This is a genomic window from Vibrio sp. SBT000027 (assembly GCF_963894355.1).
In the GTDB taxonomy this organism is placed as follows: domain Bacteria; phylum Pseudomonadota; class Gammaproteobacteria; order Enterobacterales; family Vibrionaceae; genus Vibrio; species Vibrio splendidus.
In genome coordinates this window covers 3,115,760-3,138,962 of sequence record NZ_CAWQGD010000004.1, presented here as the reverse complement: position 1 = coordinate 3,138,962, position 23,203 = coordinate 3,115,760, and the positions used below count along the sequence as shown (strand labels likewise).

The following is a 23,203-nucleotide window of genomic DNA, read 5'->3' as shown; positions in this document are numbered from 1 at the left end:
TACTGTCTAACGACGGTAAGCTCGCCAACTTAGCAGCCAAAATGTGACACCTGCGATGCCACAGCCCATAGATAGCTGCTCATAAGGGCTTGAAACTAATATTGCGGAGCATACGACTAAAGTAGCTCCAACGCCAAACAAAAACTTTCCTGTTGCTTGCTGACGCTTACTATCTCGGTAACCTTGATAAAGCTGATCCATTCTGTGGTTCATCGCTTTACCTTGGCGCAAGCTGTCATAAAGTAGTTCTGGCAGCTCTGGCAGTTTCTCTGCCCAGAATGGCGCACGCTCTTTTACTGCGTTGATCACAGCTTGCGGCCCCACCTGATTCATCATCCAGGTTTCAAGGAAAGGCTTCGCCGTTGCCCACAAATCAAGTTGCGGATACAGCTGACGGCCTAGGCCTTCGACATACAACAAGGTCTTCTGAAGAAGCACCAACTGAGGTTGAACCTCCATGTTGAAACGTCTTGCTGTATTAAATAAGTTTAGCAACACATGGCCAAATGAGATCTCGCCAAGTGGTTTTGCAAAAATTGGCTCACACACCATGCGAATCGCGAACTCGAAATCGTTAACGTTGGTGTCGTGTGGTACCCAACCTGAATCCACGTGCAGCTCTGCGACCTTACGGTAATCTCGATTGAAGAAGGCCAGCAGGTTCTCTGCTAAATAACGCTTATCTTCGCTGTTGAGCGTACCAACAATGCCACAATCCAAACCAATCCACTGAGGGTTATCCGGATTTTCTGGATTAACGAATACGTTACCCGGGTGCATGTCGGCATGGAAAAAGCTGTCTCGGAATACTTGAGTGAAGAATACCGTCACGCCACGTTCTGCCAACAATTTCATGTTGGTGCCGTTGGCGTTTAGAGTTTCAATATCGGAAACCTGAATACCATAGATTCGCTCTGACACCATCAGGGTTTCACTGCTTAAATCAGGGATAACCTCTGGGACATACAGCTCTTCGCTGCCTTCAAAATTACGTCGCAGCTGAATGGCATTGGCTGCCTCTCGGCGCAGGTCCAGTTCATCAATTAACGTTTTTTCGTACTCGTGAACGACCTCAACCGGTTTCAAACGACGTGCTTCAGGAAGCGACTTAGCGACTATACGCGCCATTCGGTGCATCAGTTTTAGATCTGCATCAATCACCGGGCGAATATCAGGGCGAATTACCTTCAGAACAATCTCGCGGCCGCTCTCTTTAAGCTTTGCCGTATGCACCTGAGCGATAGAAGCCGAGGCCAGTGGCTCGATGTCAAAGTCGGTAAACCAGTTATCTAAACTGCCACCCAGTGCCTTTTCCATATCTTGCTTGGCCAATGCACCATCAAATGGAGCGACTTGGTCTTGCAATAAAGCCAATTGATCAGCGATATGAGGAGGGAACAGATCACGACGTGTCGACATCATTTGACCAAACTTGATCCACACTGGCCCAAGTTCTTGCAGCGCAAGGCGTAAGCGATGACCCAACTCTTTATCTTGATGCTTGTTCTTAAGCCAAAACAGTGACTTTCGCGCCAGTAAAGGAGCTTTAGTCAAATGGTGCTCAGGCATCAATTCATCAAGGCCGTACTCTAACTGTACCTTGATAATATGATAAAGACGTTTCAGTTCTGTTGGGGTCATATTTTCTCCAACAGAGCGTTCAACTTAGCTTCAAGGCGAGCTGCCGAGCTTTTTACGTCATCAACCTGATCGCAAAAATGCACCACTTCTAACGGAGCCGGTGCAATCTTCCACTCTTCTGTCAGAACCTGAGCAACATGGTTTTGATGCTTAGTTGCTTGCTTCGCCACAAAACCACCGACGTTTTTAACGCCTTGCACCACGGTATGCGCAACCACATCGCCCGTTACGCGCGATAGCCACTCTTCTAAGTCCGGCTTGCAGTCTGTCATCAGCTGAGCAAATTTTTGTGCGAGTTGAATGTCACCCTCTAAGATCAGCTTATCTTGCTTGATCAGCTTGGTGATGTTCGATTGCTCACGCAGTTCAGGCAGTACCGATAGGTTCAAAGATAGGTAGCAATCAGGCTGCCCTTCATATTCAGACAACACATCGATTTGTTGGCTAAAAACGAAAGTGAGAGTTTTATTCAGCTCTTTCAAATTAACTTGAATGATCTGCCCCTTTAAACGAGACAAACGACGAACCAAGGCTGGATCATCGTTCACGAAAGTATTTAAAGAGGTTTCAATAACCGCGGTGACCAATGGATCAAATGGCATGACTGTCCTTACCTTTGAAAACGGATAAGCCTTAACCTATCCGTTCTGTCTTTATTCTTATTTTTTAGCACGCCCGACGAGCCTGCTACCAAGTTCGACTAGAACTTGTAACCACGGTGCAGCGCAACAATGCCGCCCGTTAGGTTGAAGTATTTTGTATTTTCAAAACCCGCGTCTTGCATCATGCCTTCCAAGGTTTCTTGGTTAGGGTGCATGCGGATTGATTCTGCAAGGTAACGATAGCTGTCTGCGTCGTTGGCAATCAGCTCACCCATTTTTGGCAACAGGTGGAAAGAGTAGGCATCGTAAACCTTTGAAAGAGGCTCAAGTACTGGCTTAGAAAACTCAAGAACCAACAGACGACCGCCCGGCTTCAGCACACGGTACATTGAACGCAGCGCTTGGTCTTTGTCGGTAACATTACGCAGACAAAAGCTGATGGTAATGCAATCGAAGTAGTTATCTGGGAAAGGCAGCTCTTCAGCATTGGCTTGAACGTAATGTACGTTGCCAACAATACCGCTATCACGCAGTTTATCGCGGCCAACATTCAGCATTGAGTTGTTGATATCAGCAAGAACCACGTGGCCTTTTTCACCAACGATACGCGAGAATTTCGCAGTCAGGTCGCCAGTACCACCACCAAGATCTAGGATACGTTGACCAGGGCGAACGCCACTGCAATCAATCGTGAATCGCTTCCACAAGCGGTGAACACCACCCGACATTAAGTCATTCATGATGTCGTATTTAGCGGCTACAGAGTGAAATACCTCTGCTACTTTCGCGACTTTTTCGTCTTTTGCGACTGTTTCGAAACCAAAGTGTGTGGTTTCTGACTCTACTGCTGAATTTGTCTGCACGCTTGTGTCCATAATGCTGTTATCTACCATGGTAAGTTCTCATCGACAGCACACTCTCTATTTAGAGGCGCTGCGGCCGATTAGTTTACTTTATCCTCAGTAGGTTGTCTTTCTACTAAAGAGACATTTTCTGAAAAAGCCTCATTTTGAGCCATTTCAGCCAAGCCTACCGAAATCGGTTTCTTCACCTCAACACCCAATTGCTTGAAGCTTTCCGCCTGACGGATCACATTGCCACGCCCAGTCACCAACTTATTCATTGCTCCTTGGTAGCTTTGGTTGGCTCTATCTAATGAACTGCCGAGACCTTCCATATCATCAACGAACAGGCGTAATTTGTCGTAAAGCTTGCTCGCACGTTCCGCGATAACTTGCGCGTTCTGATTCTGTCTATCGTTGCGCCACAAGTTATCAATGGTACGCAGTGCCACCAGCAAGGTGGTTGGGCTAACCAAGATAATGTTTTGCTCCATCGCATCTTTAACTAAGCTAGGGTCGGCTTGAATCGCCACCTGAAACGCAGGTTCTACCGGAATAAACATCAACACATAATCAAGGCTCTGTATGCCTTTGAGTTGATGATAATCCTTCTGGCTCAAGCCTTTAATGTGCGCACGCAATGAAGCCAAGTGATCACGTAATGCAGCATCACGTTGTTGATCAGTTTCAGCATTGAAGTAACGCTCAAACGCCACCAAAGCCATTTTTGAATCCACCACCACTTGCTTGTCTTGTGGCAGATGCACAATCACATCTGGCTGGTAACGCTTGCCCGCATCGTTTTGCAGGTTCACTTGAGTTTGGTATTCATGACCTTCGCGCAGCCCTGATTCTGCCAGCACCCGTGCCAGTACCACTTCGCCCCAGTTACCCTGCTGTTTATTATCGCCCTTTAGTGCTTGGGTCAGATTAACCGCTTCACGAGTCATGCTCTCATTAAGACGTTGCAGGTTTTTAAGCTCATGAACTAAGGTATGACGCTCTTTGGCTTCTTGGCTAAAGCTGTCGTTCACTTGTTTCTTGAAGCCTTCTAGTTGCTCTTTCAGCGGCGACAACAAACCCTCTAAGCTTTGCTTGTTTTGTTGATCGACCTTAGCGGTTTTGCTCTCAAACAGTTGATTCGCTAACAGTTCAAACTGCTGCTTAAGTCGAGATTCTGCTTGTTCTAGCAGTTGCAGCTTTTCACTGTTGGCGAGGTTTTCTTGGTCATGCCTTGCTTCTTGCTCGCGAAGCTCAGCCTCTAACTCAGACTTATGCTCCTTAAGAACATTGATATCATCGGCATACTGTTGGCGCTCTTGCTTGACCGCCTCAAAGTAGCGCAGCTTTTCCATCGCGGCCATCACCTTGCCATGCGCTTGCTTGAGCTCGAATGCCGCTTTGTCTCGGTCATCATCCAACTCATTGAGCTCTTGTTGCGCCTCTGCGAGCGAGGATTTGAGCTGGGATTGTTGAGACTCATGCAGCAAACGGTCGGACTCTAGCTGCTGTTCAAGAAGTCGCTGTTGAAAAGAGAACTTCTGTTTGATCCACCAACCCACCACACCGCCGCTGACGAGCGCGCCAGAAATAGCAGCAATAAGCGGTGCTTGATGTTCGATAATCCATTGCATGATAATGATTTAGCCTAATTGGAAGTAACTCATTAAATGGTATTTTGATACTGGATAAATGTCCAGTTTGCCGTATTAAAATTCGACAGATAGACTAGGCGCTCCGTATTCTGTCCCATCAAATTAGAATGAGTTGCTATGAACGAACGTCGTGCCTTGGGCTTTGGCCTTTCCGCGGTATTACTGTGGTCAACAGTTGCTACTGCTTTTAAGCTGACCCTTGCTGAGTTTTCGCCGATTCAAATGCTGACCATTGCCAGCATAGTGTCATCAATGGCACTGATCGCCATCTGCGCCTTTCAAGGCAAGCTTTCTCAGCTGAGTACTACGTTTCTTTCAAACCCTTGGTATTACCTACTGCTCGGCTTGGTCAATCCACTGGCCTACTACCTGATTCTATTCAAAGCATACGACCTATTGCCAGCATCTCAAGCGCAGGCCATCAACTACAGCTGGGCAATTACGCTAACCTTGATGGCGGCGGTTTTTCTGGGACAAAAGATTCGTAAGCAAGATTGGATTGCTTGTACCTTCAGTTATGCGGGTGTGGTGGTCATTGCCACCAAAGGCGACGTGCTAGGAATGCAGTTCGATAGCCCACTCGGTGTGGCTCTGGCGCTACTTTCAACCTTGCTTTGGGCGGGATACTGGATTCTAAACACCAAAAACAAGGCTGACCCTGTGATTGGCGTATTGCTTGGTTTCTTAGTGGCATTGCCCTTCGCGATCGGTTTAACCCTTTACGAAGGCGAGAGCTTTAGCCAAATCACAGCAAAAGGTTGGATGGCCGTGACTTATGTTGGCCTGTTCGAGATGGGCATTACCTTTGTCTTGTGGCTCTCGGCATTAAAACTGACCAACAACACGGCACGTATCAGCAACCTAATTTTTGCCTCGCCGTTTATCTCGTTGATGCTACTTTCCACTATTATCGGCGAAGAGATTCACCCAGCGACCCTGTTTGGCTTGGTACTGATCATTGCCGGCTTGGTGATTCAACAGATCAAGTTTTCAAAAAACAAACCTGCGTGACTGAGTAAATGAGTAAATGAGTAAATGAGCCAAAAGACTCGATTGAGCACGAAAAGCTATCGATAAATTCGAATCGAGAGCTGGATTACCGCTTATAGATACAAAAATGGCGAGTCATATGACTCGCCATTTTTATGTAATTTAAAATCTAATGGGTAAGCTCAAAGCTTAAACCCACTGGCCTGCTGCAAAGCCAGAGCTCCAACACCATTGGAAGTTGTAGCCACCTAACCAACCTGTTACGTCCATGACTTCGCCAATGAAGTACAAGCCTTTGATGTCCTTACATTCCATGGTTTTTGAAGATAGATGATTGGTGTCCACACCGCCTAGAGTCACTTCGGCCGTTCGGTAACCTTCCGTGCCGTTTGGCGCAATTTTCCAGTTCTCTAGATGCTCTACAATGTCATTCAGCTGTTTTTCATTGAACTGCTTGAGCGGCTTGTCTTCCAGCTCTTTACGATCAATCAGTACTTCTACAAAACGCTTTGGTAATGCTTTCGCTAAGGTGTTTTTCAGGCTCTGATTTGGGTGCTTCTCACGAGAGTTTTCAAGTAGTTTAGCAACGTCCACTTCTGGTACTAGATTAATCGAAACCGATTGACCCGCTTTCCAGAACGAAGAAATTTGCAATACCGAAGGGCCAGATAAGCCGCGGTGAGTAAACAGCAACGCTTCTTTGAATAAGGTACCATCTTGCGCGGTGATCTCGGCAGGAATCGCGATTCCTGAAAGCTCAGCAAAGGCTTCTTTGTCTTCTTTATGCAGAGTAAATGGCACCAAACCCGCAGTAGTCGGCATCACAGACAAACCAAATTGCTCGGCAATCTTATAGCCAAATGGTGTTGCGCCCAGCTTAGGCATCGACAAACCACCTGTCGCTACAACCAGTGAGTCACACTCAACTTCGTCGGTATTAAGGTGCATCTTAAAGCCAGCGTCTGTTTTTTCGATTGAGTGAACATCACAGCGGTAGCGCTGTTCAACTTTCGCCTGCTTACACTCTTCAAGCAACATGCTCACGATGTCTTTTGCAGTGTGGTCATTCACACAGAACAATTGGCCGTGGTCTCGCTCTTCGAACTCAATACCGTACTTACTCACCATCGAGATAAAATCCCAGTTGGTGTATTGAGATAAAGCTGACTTCACGAAGTGAGGGTTGTTACATAGGAAGTTGTTGGCTGAAACATCATAGTTAGTGAAGTTACAACGGCCGCCACCTGAGATTAAAATTTTTCTGCCTGGTTTCTTTGCATGATCAACCACCAGCACTCGTCGGCCACGTTTACCCGCTTCCGCAGCACACATTAAGCCCGCGGCGCCCGCACCAATTACGATTACATCAAACTTTTCACTCATTGGGGTTCTGCTTTCTTCACTTTTGCACCTCGAGTACGCCCTGTTCTCGAAATGCCATCAATAAAAAAGGATGTGCATAAACAGCACATCCTTACTAATTGCTCGCTATTCTAGCGGCAATTTTAAACTTTGCAATTGATGTTCAATTGTACAATTTGCAGACAGCAGCAAAACCACTACTTGGCTTAGCGAACCAACAACCGAAGCTTTACACCAAAACCTAAACTCTACTTCACACGTACTAAATAACTTAGACGATGAAAGAAGAAAGCAACGTTACACCCAGCAGAGCGGAAGAAAGTATAAACAACTGTCTTACGCGATCACACTTCGACATAAACACTTCGTCGTGGTGATGGTGATACTCTTTGCTTTTGATGTAACTAAACAAGCGAACCTGTTTGGTCATATTGCCATGAGTTGTGAAGAATCCACCTCCGTCTACTTGTTGATAAAGTAGAGGATGTGCTTCTCGCATTATATAAATGAGTGTTCTTAACGCAGTAAAATATCGCGCCCAGTTCACGCAAGTCACAACCATTAGTGCAAATAGAATAGTGTCGCCGCTGATCATCCTTTCCTCCCTACATCTTCATAAGAAAACTCAAAAGAAAAAGATAATCAGTGTCTTTCCCGTACTACCTAAACGGCAGGAGCTTCCATAATTGAAGATGAACCATCTTTTGCCAATTGCGCTAGGTCTTTATCAATAAAGAACAGTGCTTTACCGTCTTCACCAACAAGCTCTAGCTTATCCAATACACCTTTAAACAACTTCTCTTCTTCGTGTTGCTCTGCAACGTACCATTGCAGGAAGTTAAAGGTTGAGTAATCTTGTGTGCTGAAAGCAACGTGAGCCAGTTTGTTGATCTTTTGAGTAATCATCTGCTCATGTTCATAAGTTTCACGGAACACTGCACCAAGGCTATCAAATTCATGTTTTGGCGCTTCAATCGCACCTAGAATTGGCATTGCACCTGTTTCACTTACGTAAGTGAAAAGACGCTGCATATGTTCCATTTCTTCTACTGCATGAACACGCAGAAACTCTGCTGCACCTTCAAATCCTTTGTCTTCACACCAAGCACTCATTTGTAAGTATAGATTGGATGAGAAAAATTCTAGGTTAATTTGATCATTCAGTTGCTCAACCATAGTTTTTGACAGCATTTAAGACTCCTAATTACATCCTCAATTTTCTCTACTATATCACTATTTAATGAATATCTCGCAGGCCATTAGTTAACCAATATTTCGGGCTGTCATTACGCAAGACAGTGGATATGAGATCACTTCAGCAAAAAAAGCCATCGCATAGTGCTAATCTTAAATCAGACAATGAATAAAGGAGGTAGCGATATGAGTTACAAACATATTTTGGTCGCGGTCGATTTATCAGAAGACAGCAAATTAATTGTGGATAAAGCGGTAGCATTGGCTAAGCCATTGGAAGCCAAAGTCTCTTTTATCCATATCGATATTAACTACGCAGAGCTGTATACCGGCCTGATTGATATCAACATGGCAGAAACCCAACATAACGCGATGGAAGCATCTCGAGTTCAGCTGCAAAATTTTGCTGAGCATGCTCAATACCCAATCACCCATACCTTAGTGGGCAGTGGCGATTTGAGTCATGAGCTGTGTGACACCATCAACGAGTTCAATGTTGATTTAGTGGTTTGTGGTCACCATCAAGATTTCTGGAGCAAGCTACTTTCTTCAACACGACAACTGATCAACGCCTCTCCGGTTGATATGCTGGTCGTGCCTCTAAGAGATTCAGAAGACTAATGAATTAAGGTTAGGTAACATACAGCTCATATCTTATTAACGAAGTTTTACTATGAGCTATTTAGCTGGTGTTACCCTCCTATGGGCCTTCTCCTTTAGCCTGATCGGCGTTTACCTTGCTGGTCAGGTTGATGCTTGGTTCTCTGTACTGATGCGTGTTGCCCTTGCAGGTATCGTGTTTCTTCCTTTCCTTAAGTTCCGTGGCGTCTCGCGTAAGCTGATCGCCAAATTGATGGCCATTGGTGGCATCCAGCTTGGCTTAATGTACTGCTTCTACTATCAGTCTTTCTTGCTGCTATCCGTTCCTGAAGTCCTTTTGTTTACCGTTTTCACCCCAATTTACGTCACGCTTATTTATGATTTCCTCAAAGGGCAATTCTCTCCGTGGTACTTAGTGACTGCGGCAATTGCGGTATTGGGCGCGGTATTCATTAAATTTGCGGGCATCAATGAGAACTTTTTAGTTGGCTTCCTCGTCGTGCAAGGCGCGAACCTGTGCTTTGCTATCGGTCAGGTGAGTTACAAGGTGGTGATGGAGAAGGAATCGACTGAATTACCTCAGCGAACCGTATTTGGTTACTTCTACTTGGGGGCGTTATGCGTCGCTTCCGTTGCTTTCATGCTACTGGGCAATCCAGAGAAGCTGCCAACCACCACTCTTCAATGGGGAATCCTGATCTACCTTGGCTTGATTGCTTCGGGGCTGGGTTACTTTATGTGGAATAAAGGCGCGTGCATGGTCAATGCTGGCGCACTGGCTGTGATGAACAATGTCTTAGTTCCAGCTGGCCTTGTGGTGAACATCCTGATTTGGAACAGAGATGTCGATTTGGTTCGATTGTCTATTGGTGGTGCCGTTATCTTGTTCTCTTTGTTCGTCAATGAGACGTGGGTGAAGAAGCGCGTAGCGAGAGATGCTAGCAATGCCTAGCGCGTTAAGCTAACAAGCTGTATTTAACTAATAAGCTTTGTTTGACTAGCAAGATTCTTATTTAAAATAATACCCAGAAAGCAAAAGAGCGACCGTAGGTCGCTCTTTTTAAATCATCTGTGTAGCAATAAGCTCTTCGAATTAACTTCAGTGGATGTGATTGTGGTTCACCACCTGAGTCTTGCTTTCAGTGAAGGCAACGTCATCCAGTTGTAGGTTGATGCGTTCAAGATCACTTTCCAGTTTTTGGCTTTTCTTAAACAGCTTTTGCTGCTTCTTAATCATCTTCGCGAGCTTTTTGTTGTACTTCTCTTGTTTCTTCGCCGCTTTCTTCGCTTGTTTGAGTTCAGCTTTCTCATCGCCGCTCGCCTTCGCCATCAATTTTTTCAGCTTGGCTTTTTTCAACGCGACTTTATCCGCTTTTTCTACGATAGCAGGATCAAAGATTTGTACCGTTGGCTCAACGCTGTCCATTACCTCGATAAGAGAAACTTCTGGAGTTGGCAATGTTTCAGCAAGTAGACCACACGCGACTTTTTCTTCAGCGGGTTTATTCTGACAATCAATCGGTGGGATGGCTGTTGGTTTGCATAGATTCGCTTGATCCGACGATGAGCGCGCACAAGAGCGGCACACGAACTTTGGTTCAGTCACCAAACTGTGGATTTCTCCCAAGTGTTCGGTGATATCTCGACGGTTTAACTTACAAAAGCGTTTAGCCATGCTACAACTCCAGCTAAGAATAATAATGATTCTTAGTTAGATATACATCCGTAACGCGACTATCGCAAGTGTTAAATAGTGATTTATCGTATTTATGACGGGAAACTTTCTTAGCGTGTCTCTAAGTTATTGATGTCTTAACTAGGTCATTGATGCTTTCACATACACATCAAAACGGTTCTTTTTAGTTTCGATCGCCATGCTCGGTTTTTGCTCATCTAACCATGCTGCGTAATCCGGTCTTTTGACCACAACTCGCTTGGATGCGAGCTTAAGGGCTGGTTGCAATAGAGCATCTGCATCCATATCGGCACCCACCAATGATTGGAATACACGCATCTCTTTCTTAACCAACGCCGATTTCTTCTTGTTCTCAGGATGCGGGTACATTGGGTCTAGGTACACCACATCAGGCTGTTCGAAATTTGGATCGTTGCTGAGTTTATCTAACGCATCGTGACTTGAAGCGTGAATCAACTTCATACGTTCAGTTACCCAACCACCGATGTCAGGGTCTTGTTGAGCTCGCTGCAGACCGTCATCCAATAATGCAGCCACAACTGGATGTCGCTCGACCATCTGAACTTTACAGCCCAACGAAGCCAGCACAAACGCATCACGTCCTAGACCAGCGGTGCCATCGAGGATAGTTGGCGTTGCACCTTTGTTTAAACCTGCCGCTTTAGCAATCGCCTGACCTTTACCACCACCAAACTTACGTCTGTGACCGACTGCGCCTCCCACTAAATCAACAAAAATAGCGCCAAGCTTAGGCTCATCGACTTTACGTAGCTCAAGTCGCTCGCAAGTCAGTACCAAAGCAAAATCGCTGTTTTCATCATGAGATAAATTCCAACGGGTCGCTAAGTCATTTAAATGATCGATTTGGGTAGCATCTTCGCAAATCAGTTGTAGTTGCAAGGTCGTCTCCAACAGACAGTAGTATTCAAAACAAAAGAGGCCACCAGTTTACCTGATTGCCTCAACAATACATATTAGCGGTGCAAACTATTAGTAGATCTGAAAGCTATTAGCACCACAAACGATTAGCGCTGCTAGTGATAAAGAATACTCATCGTGCAGCTTGGTTCAATTAATCCAAATACTCTAACGTTCGCTCTTTTTGTAACTCTTCAACGAGCTCAGCAAGTGGTTTAGGTCGACCGATGATGTAACCCTGCGCGTAGTTCACACCAAGTTCGATCAGCTTGTCGATTATCTGGGTATTTTCAACAAACTCAGCCACCGTGTGTTTACCCATCTGCTTAGCTAAATCATTGATCGAGCGAACCATCACATGGTCCATCTCGTTGACAGCAATATCACGCACAAACAAGCCATCGATCTTCACGATGTCGACCGGCAATTTCTTCAGGTAGCCAAACGACGATAATCCAGAGCCAAAGTCATCCAGTGCAATCATACAACCAAGCTCTTTGATTCGAGTAAAGAACTTGATCGCCTGCTTCATGTTACTCATCGCAGCCGTTTCGGTGATCTCTAAACAAATCTTATGGCAAGGCACTGACGAGTTAGCCAAGCTTTCAATCAAGAACTCTACAAACTCCCGATTACCCATCGAATGACCAGAAAGGTTGATTGAACACATCCCTAGTTCCTCAATAACCTCAGGGCGTTGCTCCAACCAACTCAAGGTTTGACTGACAACTTGGCGGTCAATCAAATGCGCTATGTTATAGCGCTCTGAGGCTGGCATGAAGATCCCCGGGGAGATGTATTCACCATGGATATTCTTGATGCGAACCAAGATTTCGAAGTGCATTTTCTCGCTGTTTTTATCTAGGCCAAGAATGCGCTGAGCAAACAATTCTAAGCGATCGTTAGCCAAAGCCTCATGCACTAGATTGACGCATTCCATCTCTAAGTGACGACGACGCAAGTCTTCATCATCTTGATGGTAAAGGTTGTAACGGTTACGCCCTTCCTCTTTAGCAGCATGGCAAGCTGCATCGGCCTGAGCATGTACCATCTGTGGTGAGGCTGCAGTATGGTCAATCAATCGGATACCAATAGAGCTAGTAAGATTAAGGCGAATATCACCCCACAAGAAGGGGTTCTCGCTCATCGTCGAGATAATACTGCGACACACATTCACCGCATCTCGCTCAGTACAGTCTTTCATTAATACTGCAAATTCGTCACCACCCATTCGCGCTAACACGGCATTGTATGGCAGTACCTCTTCCAGCAGCTTGGCACTAAACATGATTGCGGCATCACCCGCTTCATGCCCCGCCGTATCGTTCAAGACCTTGAGTTGGTCTAAATCCAAGAACAACATAGCGTGAGTTCGCATGTGGCTCTCAACCTCTTTGAGCGCCTTTTGCAGCTCTTGTTCAAAGTGGTTACGGTTAAACGTGTCCGTCAGCAAGTCATAACGAGCTTGATATTCTAGCTTTTCCGACAGCTCACGAGTTTCGGTAATGTCTTCTCCAACAATCAACAGCTGATCAGACTCAACCAGCGGGCGAATATTTTCACGAATCCAGATGGTGCTGCCATTAGCATGGCGATATTCAATATCACGACGCCATACGCCACGAATCTTATGCTGTGGTTGCAATAAGATATGACGCGGGATCATTGAGTTTCCATCGACATAGAACTCTCTAGGACGATGACCTAGTAGCTGGTCTAGCGGGTAGCCTAGTAACTGCTCAGCAAACTGGTTCACTTGTTGAATGCGATTATTGCCATCGAGCGTAATCATCATCACGGGTTGTTTGTCGTAATACAGCTTGAGATTCGCTTCACGCTGGAACAACTTATTCTCCGCGAGCTTACCCGAGGTAACATCACGAGCTTCAAATAAGAACTGAACATCATCCTCTTCACTGCCCGGCATAGGCTTTAAAGAGATATCCAACACCATCGCACCACGATCACGACACCACACCTCAGCTTCAAATCGCAAAATCTGGTGTTCATCGCTCGAGATAAAGTATTCCTTCAGTTCTTGCCTTGCTGAGTCTTCCCAGTGTTGATGGCTTTGAAGAGGTGTTCCCAATTTATAGCCTTGGTTGTAAAGCAGCTCATGCAGTTTGCTGTTACTCGACAGCAATACACCGCCCTTATCAATGATCCCCATGAACTGCAGGCTTTGGTCGAATATCGACTCCAATAACAGTTGGCTTTGTCGGCTGGTACGCTCACTTTTCTTAAGGCGATTGAGGTAATACACCAAGGTTGCGATGACACACGACATAACCAAAAACAGCAAACCTATGGTGCGAATTTCATCTCGGTAGCGAACTAAAAATGACTTAGGTTTGTTGAGAAAAGTCACCGCCGCTTCATTCTCTGCGCCCAAATCCCATCGTGATATTTGTTGGTAATCGAGTTTGATTTCTGGCGCGCCAGCAACCACTTGGGGCAGCGGTTTATCCGGATTAGCGAGCACATTCAGTAGCACTCGCCCAGTGTCTCGTCCTTGCGTTTCTCCACTGTGGATCACGCCACCAATCGCACCAAACCCAAGTCCTAAATCATGCACGATATACAATGGCATCTGAGTTTTTTTGTTGAGCTGACGCCAGTCTTCTTTGCTACTGACACGACCATTGATGTCGCGGTAGTAGGCCCAGAACAACAAGCTTTTGGTTAGATCAGCGCGTTGCGCGAACGTCATCAGTTCTTGATAAGAATCAGGCGTATATTGCTCCACCAGCCCAGAAAACTCAGGACGTTTTTGTAGGAATAGATCCACTTGGGCGCGAATAGCTTCACCCGTTACCGAGTGATCAGTAACCACATAAACTTTTTTAACCGTCGATTGAAGTCGATTGATCAGCTCAATATTGCTCGCCATATCAATATCTTCCGTGATACCGGTTGCGTGCAAGCCTTCAATCATTTGCGGAGAGAAATTGTTGATGCCACCAAAAATAACGGGCGTGCCATTGAGTTCGGGCGCTAAGCGTTTCATCAGATTGAGGGCGTTATTATCACTGACGACTACAGCGGCAAACTCTTCATGCGACAGCTTGGTGCGGTATAGCTGATAAATTCGCTCTAAGTATTCAGCGTTTTGAGTTCGCTTGGTATCGAGATAAACAACCCGGTAAGACAACCCATCTCGATCGAGTTCTTCAGCCAGCCCTTTATGGAAATCATCCGTCCAAAAAAAGCCTTGATGATAAGAGTGAATAACCAACACATCTTTTGCCTGAGCTGAAGCAAAAACACTCCAACACATCACAATAAAAAATAACGAAAATCGCACTGAATTCACCCTAACCCTATAGTTACTGCTAATATTATCACCCTTGGCTATGATGTGTACTCAAGCCGGTATGTTTTTCATTCAATCTAAGGATTATGCATGTCCACAACTACAGCTCGCCTAGATGATCTAGACCGTGCCATTCTCAAAACTTTGATGGAAGATGCACGTACTCCTTATGCTGAAATGGCAAAGAAGTTCGATGTCAGCCCTGCGACGATTCACGTTCGCATCGAAAAGATGAGATCAGCAGACATTATTGAGCGAACAGAAGTTGTGGTAAACACCAAAAAGCTAGGTTACGACGTGTGCTGCTTTATTGGTATTAACCTTAACGCAGCCCGCGACTACCACTCGGCCATTGCGAAGCTAAATGCTTTAGACGAAGTGGTCGAGGCGTACTACACCACCGGTGCTTACAATATTTTTGTAAAGCTGATGTGTAAATCGATCGAAGAATTGCAGTTCGTGCTGATTGATAAATTGCAGGCGATCGACGAGGTTCAATCGACTGAGACTCTTATCTCGCTGCAAAACCCAATCAATCGCAACGTGAATCCATAATCTATACACGCATTAGATTATGTTTAGGTGACCCAAAAAGAAAAGGCTGAACGCAATGTTCAGCCTTTAATCTATCTAGCTTATGTCGTCTCGAATCTAAGCTCTGTTACCTAATATAAGCTATGCAGCTAGCAATAAGGTAATCACAAACCTAAGCTTGAATACCCGCATGACGCAGCATCGCGTCGATTTGAGGCTCACGACCACGGAAGCGTTTAAACAGCTCCATCGGCTCTTCACTGCCACCCATCTCAAGGATATTGTTCAGGAAGCGATTACCCGTTTCAGTGTTGAAGATACCCTCTTCTTCAAATGCAGAGAACGCATCTGCCGATAGCACTTCTGCCCACAGGTAGCTGTAGTAACCTGCACTGTAGCCACCAGCAAAGATGTGACCAAAGCTGTGCGAGAAGCGGTTCCAATCAAGGCTTGGCAATACCGATACCTTAGACTTCACGTCGGCTAGTGTTTCTAGTACGCGAGCACCGACTTCTGGATCGTATTCTGTGTGCAGCGTGAAATCGAACAGGCCAAGCTCTAGCTGACGTAGGATAAACATCGCTGACTGGAAGTTCTTCGCCGCTAGCATCTTCTCTAGCATCTCTTTCGGTAACGCTTCACCCGTTTCGAAGTGACCAGAGATGAACGACAGCGCCTCCTCTTCCCAACACCAGTTTTCGAGGAACTGACTTGGTAGCTCCACTGCATCCCAAGGCACGCCATTGATACCTGACACAGCACCCGCATCAACTTGCGTTAACATATGGTGAATACCGTGGCCAAATTCGTGGAACAAAGTGACCACTTCATCGTGAGTAAACAGTGCTGGTTTGTCACCGACTGGCTTGTTGAAGTTACACGTTAGGTAAGCAACAGGCGTCTGTAGCTCACCAGATTGAGTAATGCGACGACCGCGACAGTCATCCATCCAAGCGCCGCCACGTTTGTGTTCACGTGCGTATAGGTCTAGGTAGAAGCTACCGCGCAATGTACCTGTCGCATCAAAGATGTCAAAGAAGCGCACTGAATCATGCCATGTATCCACACCTTCACGCTCAGTCACAGACATACCAAACACACGGTTTAAAACTTCGAACAAACCAGACACTGCATTTGACTCGGGGAAGTATGGACGAAGCTCTTCATCAGAGATCTCGAACAAGTTCTGTTTTTGTTTCTCGCTGTAGTAAGCGATGTCCCACAGGTTTAGCTCAGAGACACCAAACTCTTTCTCAGCAAACTGACGTAGCTCTTCTACTTCGCGCTCACCTTGTGGTTTGGCTTTTACTGCTAGGTCGTTAAGAAAACCAAGTACTTGGTCTGGCGTTTCTGCCATCTTAGTCGACAGAGATTTTTCGCTGTAAGTGCTAAAGCCAAGCATGCGTGCGATCTCGTGACGCAGCTTAAGTTGTTCAGTGATGATCTCAGTGTTGTCCCACTTACCAGCATTTGGACCGCGATCTGAAGCGCGAGTTACGTAGGCTTCGTACAGTTCTTTACGCAGTTCTTGGTTATCACAATACGTCATCACCGGTAGGTAAGATGGGATATCTAGAGTCAGTAGGTAACCTTCCTGCTCTTTAGCTTCCGCCGCGGCTTGTGCTGCTGCCAATGCCGACTCAGGCATACCGGCTAGTTCAGCCACGTCTGTTACCTGCTTGCTCCAACCCATGGTTGCATCAAGCACGTTATTTGAGAATTGAGAACCTAGCTCAGACTGACGCTTGCTGATCTCGCCGTAGCGGTGCTGCTCGTCTGCGGGTAAGCCAATGCCTGACAATTCAAAGTCACGCAGTGCGTCGGTAATGGTTTTCTGTTGAGCTTGGTCTAATGCCGAGAATGCCTCACTCGCCTTGATCGCTTTATACGCTTCGAACAAACCTTTATGTTGGCCAACCCACGTGCCGTACTCAGAAAGCACAGGCAGACAGCTCTCATAAGCTTCACGCAGCTCATCGCTGTTCATCACAGAATTCATATGGCTCACAGGTGACCAAATGCGGCCTAAACGATCATCCACTTCTTCAATCGGAGCAACGAGGTTGTCCCAGCTTGGTGAAGTATTACCTTCAAGTACTTGTTCTATCTTGTTGCGACACTCTTCAATCACTTGCTCAACCGCTGGCTTAACGTGCTCAGGTTTGATCTGTGAAAACGGAGGTAAGTCCGTGAAGGTTAATAGCGGATTAGACATATAAACATTCCTTTGGCTTTAGAGACTTTCGTCTTTTTTGTAATGAGGTCGTCTTACAGTCATCAGGCTAAGGATCGCCCTAAAAAATCACCTGCGAATAGTTATTAAATAGTGCCCAACAAGGCAAATTTCAATAGTAGAACCAATAACTAACTGCATATTGCGAACGACTGTTCCTGAATTGTTCGAGAATTTATGGTCCATTGGGGGTTATAATAGTCAAATTAACCCCACCTACACTAACCACACTCTAATTCGAGAGTGTTACGAGAGTTTAATTTGTTAAGTTATCGCCACAGCTTCCACGCGGGCAACCATGCCGACGTAGTAAAGCATATCGTACAGAGCCTTATTCTTAATTCTTTGAAACAAAAGGATAAGCCTTTTGTTTACCATGACACTCACTCTGGTGTAGGTCGTTACGACTTAACGCATGAATGGTCTGAAAAAACGGGCGAATACAAACAAGGTATTGCACGTGTCTGGGCACAAACAGGACTTCCTGAAGACATTCAAAGCTACCTTGAGTCTATCTCAGCACTCAACAATGGCGAGAAACTGCGTTTCTACCCAGGCTCACCACGTGTTGCACGTGCGCACCTGCGTGACCAAGACCGCATGGTATTAACTGAGCTTCACCCAGCCGATCACCCTCTGCTTGAGCAAGAGTTCCACCGCGATCGTCAGGTATCTATCTACAAAGAAGATGGCTTCCAACGCTTAAAAGGCAGCCTGCCACCTAAAGAACGTCGTGGTTTGGTGCTTATCGACCCACCTTACGAGCTGGCAAAAGAGTATCGTGATGTTGTGACTGCGATTGCTCAAAGCCATAAGCGCTGGGCAACCGGTATCTACGCAATTTGGTACCCAGTGGTAAATCGCTGTGATATCGAAGATATGATCGAAGGACTTGAAGGCTTAGGCATCAACAAAATTCTACAAATCGAACTTGGCGTATCACCAGACACCAACGAGCGTGGTATGACGGCATCAGGCATGATTGTTATCAACCCACCTTGGAAGCTAGAAAGCCAAATGAACGAAATTCTTCCATTCTTGAAGGAAGCAATTGCGCCGGCAACCGGTCACTTCAAAGTAGAGTGGATCGTACCCGAGTAATCTCGAACTTAACGTCATCGTCTGACGAATACTCAGCAGACTGTGACGTACACGAATAAATTTTAAACAGGGAGATTGAGTTCAACCAATCTGCCCTCAATATAATAATTAGACAATTTAAGAATCTATAGGACGTAGGTGTTCAGTGCGCTCACTGTACCCACAACCTTCAATAAATGGAGAAAGTAATGGCGACTCATTTTGATTACATCTGTATCGGCGGCGGTTCAGGCGGCATCGCATCAGCTAACCGCGCAGCAATGCACGGTGCAAAAGTTGCACTTATCGAAGCTCAAGACCTTGGTGGTACTTGTGTAAACGTTGGTTGTGTTCCTAAAAAGGTTATGTGGCACGGTGCTCAAGTTGCTGAAGCAATCAACCTATATTCAAAAGACTACGGCTTCGATGTTGACGTAAAAGGCTTCAACTGGGGCAAACTGGTTGAAAACCGTCAAGCGTACATTGGTCGTATCCACCAATCTTACGATCGTGTTCTTGGTAACAACAAAATAAACGTAATCAAAGGCTTTGCTAAGTTTGTTGACGAAAAGACCGTTGAAGTTAACGGTGAACACTACACCGCTGATCACATCCTGATCGCAGTAGGTGGTCGTCCAACCATTCCAAACATCCCTGGCGCAGAGCACGGTATCGACTCAAACGGTTTCTTCGACCTGATGGAGCAACCTAAACGTGTTGCTGTAATCGGCGCAGGCTACATCGCAGTAGAAATCGCAGGCGTACTAAGTGCACTTGGCACAGAGACACACTTGTTCTGTCGTAAAGAATCACCACTTCGCAGCTTCGACCCAATGATTGTTGAAACACTGGTTGAAGTAATGGAAGCGGAAGGTCCAACACTTCACACGCACTCGGTTCCTAAAGAAGTAGTGAAAGAAGCAGATGGCACGCTGACTCTGCACCTAGAGAACGGCAACACTCAAAACGTTGACCACCTAATCTGGGCTATCGGCCGCCACCCAGCCACTGACGCTATCAACCTAGCGTCAACGGGCGTTGCAACCAACGACCGTGGCTACATCAAAGTCGACGAGTTCCAAGCAACCAACGTTCCTGGCATCTACTGTGTTGGCGACATCATGGAAGGCGGCATCGAGCTAACACCTGTTGCTGTTAAAGCCGGTCGTCAGCTTTCTGAGCGTCTATTTAACGGTCAAACAAACGCAAAGATGGACTACACGCTCGTTCCTACTGTTGTATTCAGCCACCCACCTATCGGCACTATTGGTCTAACGACTCAAGAAGCTGAAGAGCAATACGGCAAAGACAACATCAAGGTATACACGTCTGGTTTTACTGCAATGTACACTGCAGTCACTCAGCACCGTCAACCTTGTAAGATGAAGCTAGTATGTGCTGGTGAAGAAGAGACTGTAGTTGGCCTACACGGCATCGGTTTCACTGTTGATGAAATGATTCAAGGCTTCGGCGTTGCAATGAAAATGGGCGCAACCAAAGCAGATTTCGACTCTGTTGTGGCGATTCACCCAACTGGCTCAGAAGAGTTTGTTACCATGAGATAATCAACGCCTTTTGTTGATAACCCTTAAAAAGCAGGCCTTGTGCCTGCTTTTTTTATGCCCCCTCTTGAACCTTACTTCCCAACTCCACGTAACACAGGTACTGACCTATCTAGAACAGCAATGGAGTTTGTGATGAATCTACTAATTGAATCATTTGAAGGCGGGATCTACTTGGCTTACCAAGTTATTGGCGAGCAAAAGCAATTAATCAAAGACGACCACCAGCACCCAATGAAGTTTTTGAGTGTTAACCAAGCACGCGACCACTTTAGCGACCAAGGCGTGGCGTCGGCAATGCTGGTTCACAACAGTGCCTACGACGAAATGTGTGGTGAGCATTGTGGCCACACCCAACCGTTCGAGATTGATTTGAAGTGGAGTTAAATCAACTTCAAATCAATCGCGATAAAAATTAAAAGGCTTACATCAATGTAAGCCTTTCTTATGGGAATCACTTTCCCTCTTATTCATTTAAATCAACGCAATGTCCGCTTCTGTCTGCGTTTGATGTTTTGCTCTTTCACAATAAAATCGAACAGTGGGGCGAAGAGGTTGGCGAACAAGATAGCCAGCATGATGCCCTCTGGATAAGCAGGGTTGAGCACGCGAATACCAACCGTCATCACACCGATAAGAATCCCGTAAGCCCATTTACTCTGATTGGTAAAAGCGGCAGAAACTGGGTCGGTCGCCATAAAGAAAGTACCAAAGGCAACGCCACCCAACACAAAGTGCCAGTAGAACGGCATAGAAAACATCGAGTTGGTTTCGGATCCGATCCAATTCATCAAACTAGAGGTCGCCACAAGGCCAATCATCACACCCGCCACAATGCGCCAAGAGGCTATCTTCATGGCAATCAGAATCAGACCCGTCAACATGATAAGCAGTGACGACACCTCACCCATCGAGCCCGGTATATTACCGACAAACGCATCCATCCAGGTGATCGCCTCGCCAGTCATATTATTGATAAGCGAAGTACTACCACCCTCATACCATTGACTCAGTGGTGTCGCGCCTGAATAGCCGTCAGCGGCAACCCACACAAGTCCACCCGACATGTTGGCTGGATAAGCGAAGTAGAGAAACGCGCGGCCTGCTAGTGCAGGGTTAAGGAAATTTCGTCCTGTACCACCGAACAGCTCTTTGGCGACAACGATACCAAAAGTGATACCTAATGCGGCTTGCCAGAGCGGAATGGTTGGCGGGAGGATTAGTGCAAACAGCACCGAGCTGACAAAGAAGCCTTCATTAACTTCGTGCTTGCGAACGACTGCAAACAAGACCTCCCAGAAACCACCCACAACAAACACCGTGGCATAAACGGGTAGAAAATAGAGTGCACCAAGCAACATCTGGTTTGCCCAGCCACTTGCCATCAATGACTGCGCATCACCAAATGCCCAAGACAAGCGCCAGCTGCTTTCAATAACAGAGGTAAGTTCGTTAAGTTGATAACTGGACGTTAATGCGAGGAAGCTTTGGTGTCCGACGTTATACATCCCCCAAAACATCGCGGGAAAGGTCGCTAGCCACACCAGAATCATGATTCGTTTGAGATCGATACTGTCTCTAACATGGGTCTGGCCTCGGTTTACGTTGCCGGGCGTATAAAATATGGTGGCGAACGCTTCATACACAGGGTAAAGCTTTTCGTACTTCCCTCCAGCTTCGAAGCGTGGAGCCACGTCTTCTAATCGTTTTTTTAAACTCATAATCTCAATCACCTTATTGCTTGAGTTATGGTTTTCTACGCATCAACTACTCTATTTGAACAATTTATAGCGATTTTTAGTCAAATTCGTATGAAGAAAGGGTGCCCAGAAGTCGAACCGATGTTGAAAAAAGAAGGTGTATAAACAACAAAGCCCCAGCAATGGCTGAGGCTTGTTTAGTCTTACAACGGGTCTTCGCTACTTCACGCACATCACATTAAGCAATGAAGAACCTTTCAATTGGTTTACGTTTCCGTTGGTAAACAGGCCTTTCTTATCTGCGCCCCAATAAGGGAGGTGCATTGGCCAGTTCTGTTTTTCCATAACCTTTGAGCTCAAGATGCTTTGCCATTGCTTCTCACTCATCAGCTTCATGTTGACCTGATTACACACCAATTCAGCGCTATCGTAATCTAGGCGGCTCCAAGGCTTACCTTGTTCCATATAGAACTGTTGTTGATGGTCTAGAAGGTAAGGAATCGCATATTGGCTACCCGCAACATTGGCTGTCACACGGATCTCAATTTCCAAATCGTTGTCTGAATTCGCGTTACCGCTTGGTAGCGTCTGAATAGCTGCAGCACTCGTTACCGCTGCCGCTTGCTTCGCAGCCACAGGTTTCGGAGCAGGTTTTGTTTTTACAGGGGCCTTAGGCTTTACAGCTTTTGACTCTGCCGGTTTTGCAACGATAGGCTGTGATGAGGTTTTCGACTTATCGACCATGCGAATAAAGGCTTCACCATAACCGGGAACCTTGCGCACCTGAGCTAGGTCTTTTCTCGCATCCGAGAAGGTAGAATAAGGTCCGATTAAGCAACGATAGTCTCCGCCTTCAGGCTTCATCCAAACGTTGGTCGAGATCTTCTCATATAGGGGCTTTGCTCGGTTCAGTGACAAAGGCTTATTCAGCAGACCACATTGAACCCAAAACAGCTCGTTATCTGAATGACGTTTAGGCGCCTTACTCCCCCAAACACCCTTGCCGATCGGACATGATTGCTCTAGCTGTGGTAATTGGTTAGTGCTTGCCTGAGTTGCATCACATAGAACCGACTCTGCACTCACTTGGCTCGAGACCAAAAGGGATGCAGCGATAAGCCCCATACGATAATTTCTCGTCACAGCACGACATACAGCATTCATTGTCAATTTCATAACCACCACTTAAACCCTCACGGGCTAATTATTACCGAATCTATGTCGATAAAACATGAATTCCATTTTAAGTATTATTGACACTATCAATGATACTAAGTTCCA

At 46.0% G+C, this 23,203-nt stretch carries 20 protein-coding genes; 7 read left to right on the top strand and 13 right to left on the bottom strand.

Annotated features, from left to right (window positions below; translation table 11 throughout):
- Nucleotides 1-6 precede the first annotated feature (6 nt).
- The 4 genes from ubiB to rmuC form a co-directional block, all read right to left on the bottom strand.
- Nucleotides 7-1,641: a ubiquinone biosynthesis regulatory protein kinase UbiB gene (ubiB, locus tag AACU28_RS23815; protein WP_017079346.1), complete on the bottom strand. Its 1,635-nt coding sequence runs from the start codon at nt 1,639-1,641 to the stop codon at nt 7-9.
- Nucleotides 1,638-2,243, bottom strand: coding sequence for a ubiquinone biosynthesis accessory factor UbiJ (locus AACU28_RS23810; RefSeq protein ID WP_121603661.1), 606 nt, complete (start codon nt 2,241-2,243; stop codon nt 1,638-1,640). Before AACU28_RS23810 ends, ubiB begins: the two co-directional genes overlap by 4 nt.
- 98 nt (nt 2,244-2,341) lie before the next feature.
- The gene (ubiE, locus tag AACU28_RS23805; protein ID WP_029235100.1) at nt 2,342-3,121 is read right to left on the bottom strand and encodes a bifunctional demethylmenaquinone methyltransferase/2-methoxy-6-polyprenyl-1,4-benzoquinol methylase UbiE; all 780 of its coding nucleotides are present in this window, start codon (nt 3,119-3,121) and stop codon (nt 2,342-2,344) included.
- A gap of 65 nt (nt 3,122-3,186) precedes the next feature.
- Nucleotides 3,187-4,719 (bottom strand): DNA recombination protein RmuC, encoded by a 1,533-nt coding sequence (rmuC, locus tag AACU28_RS23800; protein ID WP_004735561.1) that lies wholly within the window; start codon nt 4,717-4,719, stop codon nt 3,187-3,189.
- A gap of 138 nt (nt 4,720-4,857) precedes the next feature.
- Between rmuC and AACU28_RS23795 the strand changes: the two genes are divergently transcribed.
- Nucleotides 4,858-5,751, top strand: coding sequence for a DMT family transporter (locus AACU28_RS23795; protein ID WP_121603660.1), 894 nt, complete (start codon nt 4,858-4,860; stop codon nt 5,749-5,751).
- A gap of 168 nt (nt 5,752-5,919) precedes the next feature.
- Here the strand turns inward: AACU28_RS23795 and AACU28_RS23790 are convergent, their stop codons facing one another.
- From AACU28_RS23790 to ftnA, 3 genes are all read right to left on the bottom strand, one after another.
- Nucleotides 5,920-7,113 (bottom strand): BaiN/RdsA family NAD(P)/FAD-dependent oxidoreductase, encoded by a 1,194-nt coding sequence (locus tag AACU28_RS23790; protein WP_121603659.1) that lies wholly within the window; start codon nt 7,111-7,113, stop codon nt 5,920-5,922.
- Nucleotides 7,114-7,363: 250 nt separating this feature from the next.
- Complete coding sequence (gene uspB / locus AACU28_RS23785) at nt 7,364-7,687, bottom strand: universal stress protein UspB (RefSeq protein WP_004735557.1); 324 nt, start codon at nt 7,685-7,687, stop codon at nt 7,364-7,366.
- A 68-nt stretch (nt 7,688-7,755) separates the two neighbouring features.
- Complete coding sequence (gene ftnA, locus AACU28_RS23780; RefSeq protein WP_004735556.1) at nt 7,756-8,283, bottom strand: non-heme ferritin; 528 nt, start codon at nt 8,281-8,283, stop codon at nt 7,756-7,758.
- 189 nt (nt 8,284-8,472) lie between these two features.
- Between ftnA and uspA the strand changes: the two genes are divergently transcribed.
- Both uspA and AACU28_RS23770 read left to right on the top strand, forming a co-directional pair.
- Nucleotides 8,473-8,907 carry a universal stress protein UspA gene (uspA, locus tag AACU28_RS23775; protein ID WP_004735555.1) on the top strand — a complete coding sequence of 145 codons (435 nt, stop codon included), beginning with the start codon at nt 8,473-8,475 and terminating at the stop codon, nt 8,905-8,907.
- A 52-nt stretch (nt 8,908-8,959) separates the two neighbouring features.
- Nucleotides 8,960-9,838, top strand: coding sequence for a carboxylate/amino acid/amine transporter (locus tag AACU28_RS23770; protein WP_004735554.1), 879 nt, complete (start codon nt 8,960-8,962; stop codon nt 9,836-9,838).
- Between the two features lie 147 nt (nt 9,839-9,985).
- On the opposite strand, the gene AACU28_RS23765 is transcribed toward AACU28_RS23770, so the two are convergent.
- The 3 genes from AACU28_RS23765 to AACU28_RS23755 all read right to left on the bottom strand — a co-directional run bounded on the left by AACU28_RS23765 (nt 9,986) and on the right by AACU28_RS23755 (nt 14,777).
- Entirely contained in the window at nt 9,986-10,561 is a 576-nt protein-coding gene (locus tag AACU28_RS23765; RefSeq protein ID WP_121603658.1) for a hypothetical protein, read from the bottom strand.
- A 141-nt stretch (nt 10,562-10,702) separates the two neighbouring features.
- Nucleotides 10,703-11,482, bottom strand: a complete 780-nt coding sequence (locus AACU28_RS23760; RefSeq protein ID WP_017081709.1) for a class I SAM-dependent methyltransferase — start codon at nt 11,480-11,482, stop codon at nt 10,703-10,705.
- Between the two features lie 172 nt (nt 11,483-11,654).
- A complete protein-coding gene (locus AACU28_RS23755; RefSeq protein WP_121603657.1) occupies nt 11,655-14,777 on the bottom strand; it encodes an EAL domain-containing protein in 3,123 nt (1,040 codons plus the stop codon).
- 126 nt (nt 14,778-14,903) lie between these two features.
- Between AACU28_RS23755 and asnC the strand changes: the two genes are divergently transcribed.
- Nucleotides 14,904-15,368 (top strand): transcriptional regulator AsnC, encoded by a 465-nt coding sequence (gene asnC / locus AACU28_RS23750; protein WP_009848066.1) that lies wholly within the window; start codon nt 14,904-14,906, stop codon nt 15,366-15,368.
- A 151-nt stretch (nt 15,369-15,519) separates the two neighbouring features.
- Here asnC and prlC read toward each other — a convergent pair whose 3' ends face one another.
- Nucleotides 15,520-17,562 carry an oligopeptidase A gene (prlC, locus tag AACU28_RS23745; RefSeq protein WP_121603656.1) on the bottom strand — a complete coding sequence of 681 codons (2,043 nt, stop codon included), beginning with the start codon at nt 17,560-17,562 and terminating at the stop codon, nt 15,520-15,522.
- 279 nt (nt 17,563-17,841) lie between these two features.
- Between prlC and AACU28_RS23740 the strand changes: the two genes are divergently transcribed.
- The 3 genes from AACU28_RS23740 to AACU28_RS23730 all read left to right on the top strand — a co-directional run bounded on the left by AACU28_RS23740 (nt 17,842) and on the right by AACU28_RS23730 (nt 20,609).
- Nucleotides 17,842-18,681 (top strand): 23S rRNA (adenine(2030)-N(6))-methyltransferase RlmJ, encoded by an 840-nt coding sequence (locus AACU28_RS23740; RefSeq protein WP_121603655.1) that lies wholly within the window; start codon nt 17,842-17,844, stop codon nt 18,679-18,681.
- Nucleotides 18,682-18,869: 188 nt separating this feature from the next.
- Nucleotides 18,870-20,225, top strand: coding sequence for a glutathione-disulfide reductase (gorA, locus tag AACU28_RS23735; protein WP_004735546.1), 1,356 nt, complete (start codon nt 18,870-18,872; stop codon nt 20,223-20,225).
- A 132-nt stretch (nt 20,226-20,357) separates the two neighbouring features.
- On the top strand, nt 20,358-20,609 hold the full coding sequence (locus tag AACU28_RS23730) for a DUF6482 family protein (protein WP_054542083.1): 252 nt from the start codon (nt 20,358-20,360) through the stop codon (nt 20,607-20,609).
- Between the two features lie 92 nt (nt 20,610-20,701).
- Here the strand turns inward: AACU28_RS23730 and AACU28_RS23725 are convergent, their stop codons facing one another.
- Nucleotides 20,702-21,943: an NADH:ubiquinone reductase (Na(+)-transporting) subunit B gene (locus AACU28_RS23725; RefSeq protein ID WP_102499791.1), complete on the bottom strand. Its 1,242-nt coding sequence runs from the start codon at nt 21,941-21,943 to the stop codon at nt 20,702-20,704.
- A gap of 198 nt (nt 21,944-22,141) precedes the next feature.
- Nucleotides 22,142-23,098, bottom strand: a complete 957-nt coding sequence (locus AACU28_RS23720) for an SPOR domain-containing protein (RefSeq protein WP_108093899.1) — start codon at nt 23,096-23,098, stop codon at nt 22,142-22,144.
- Nucleotides 23,099-23,203: the final 105 nt, after the last annotated feature.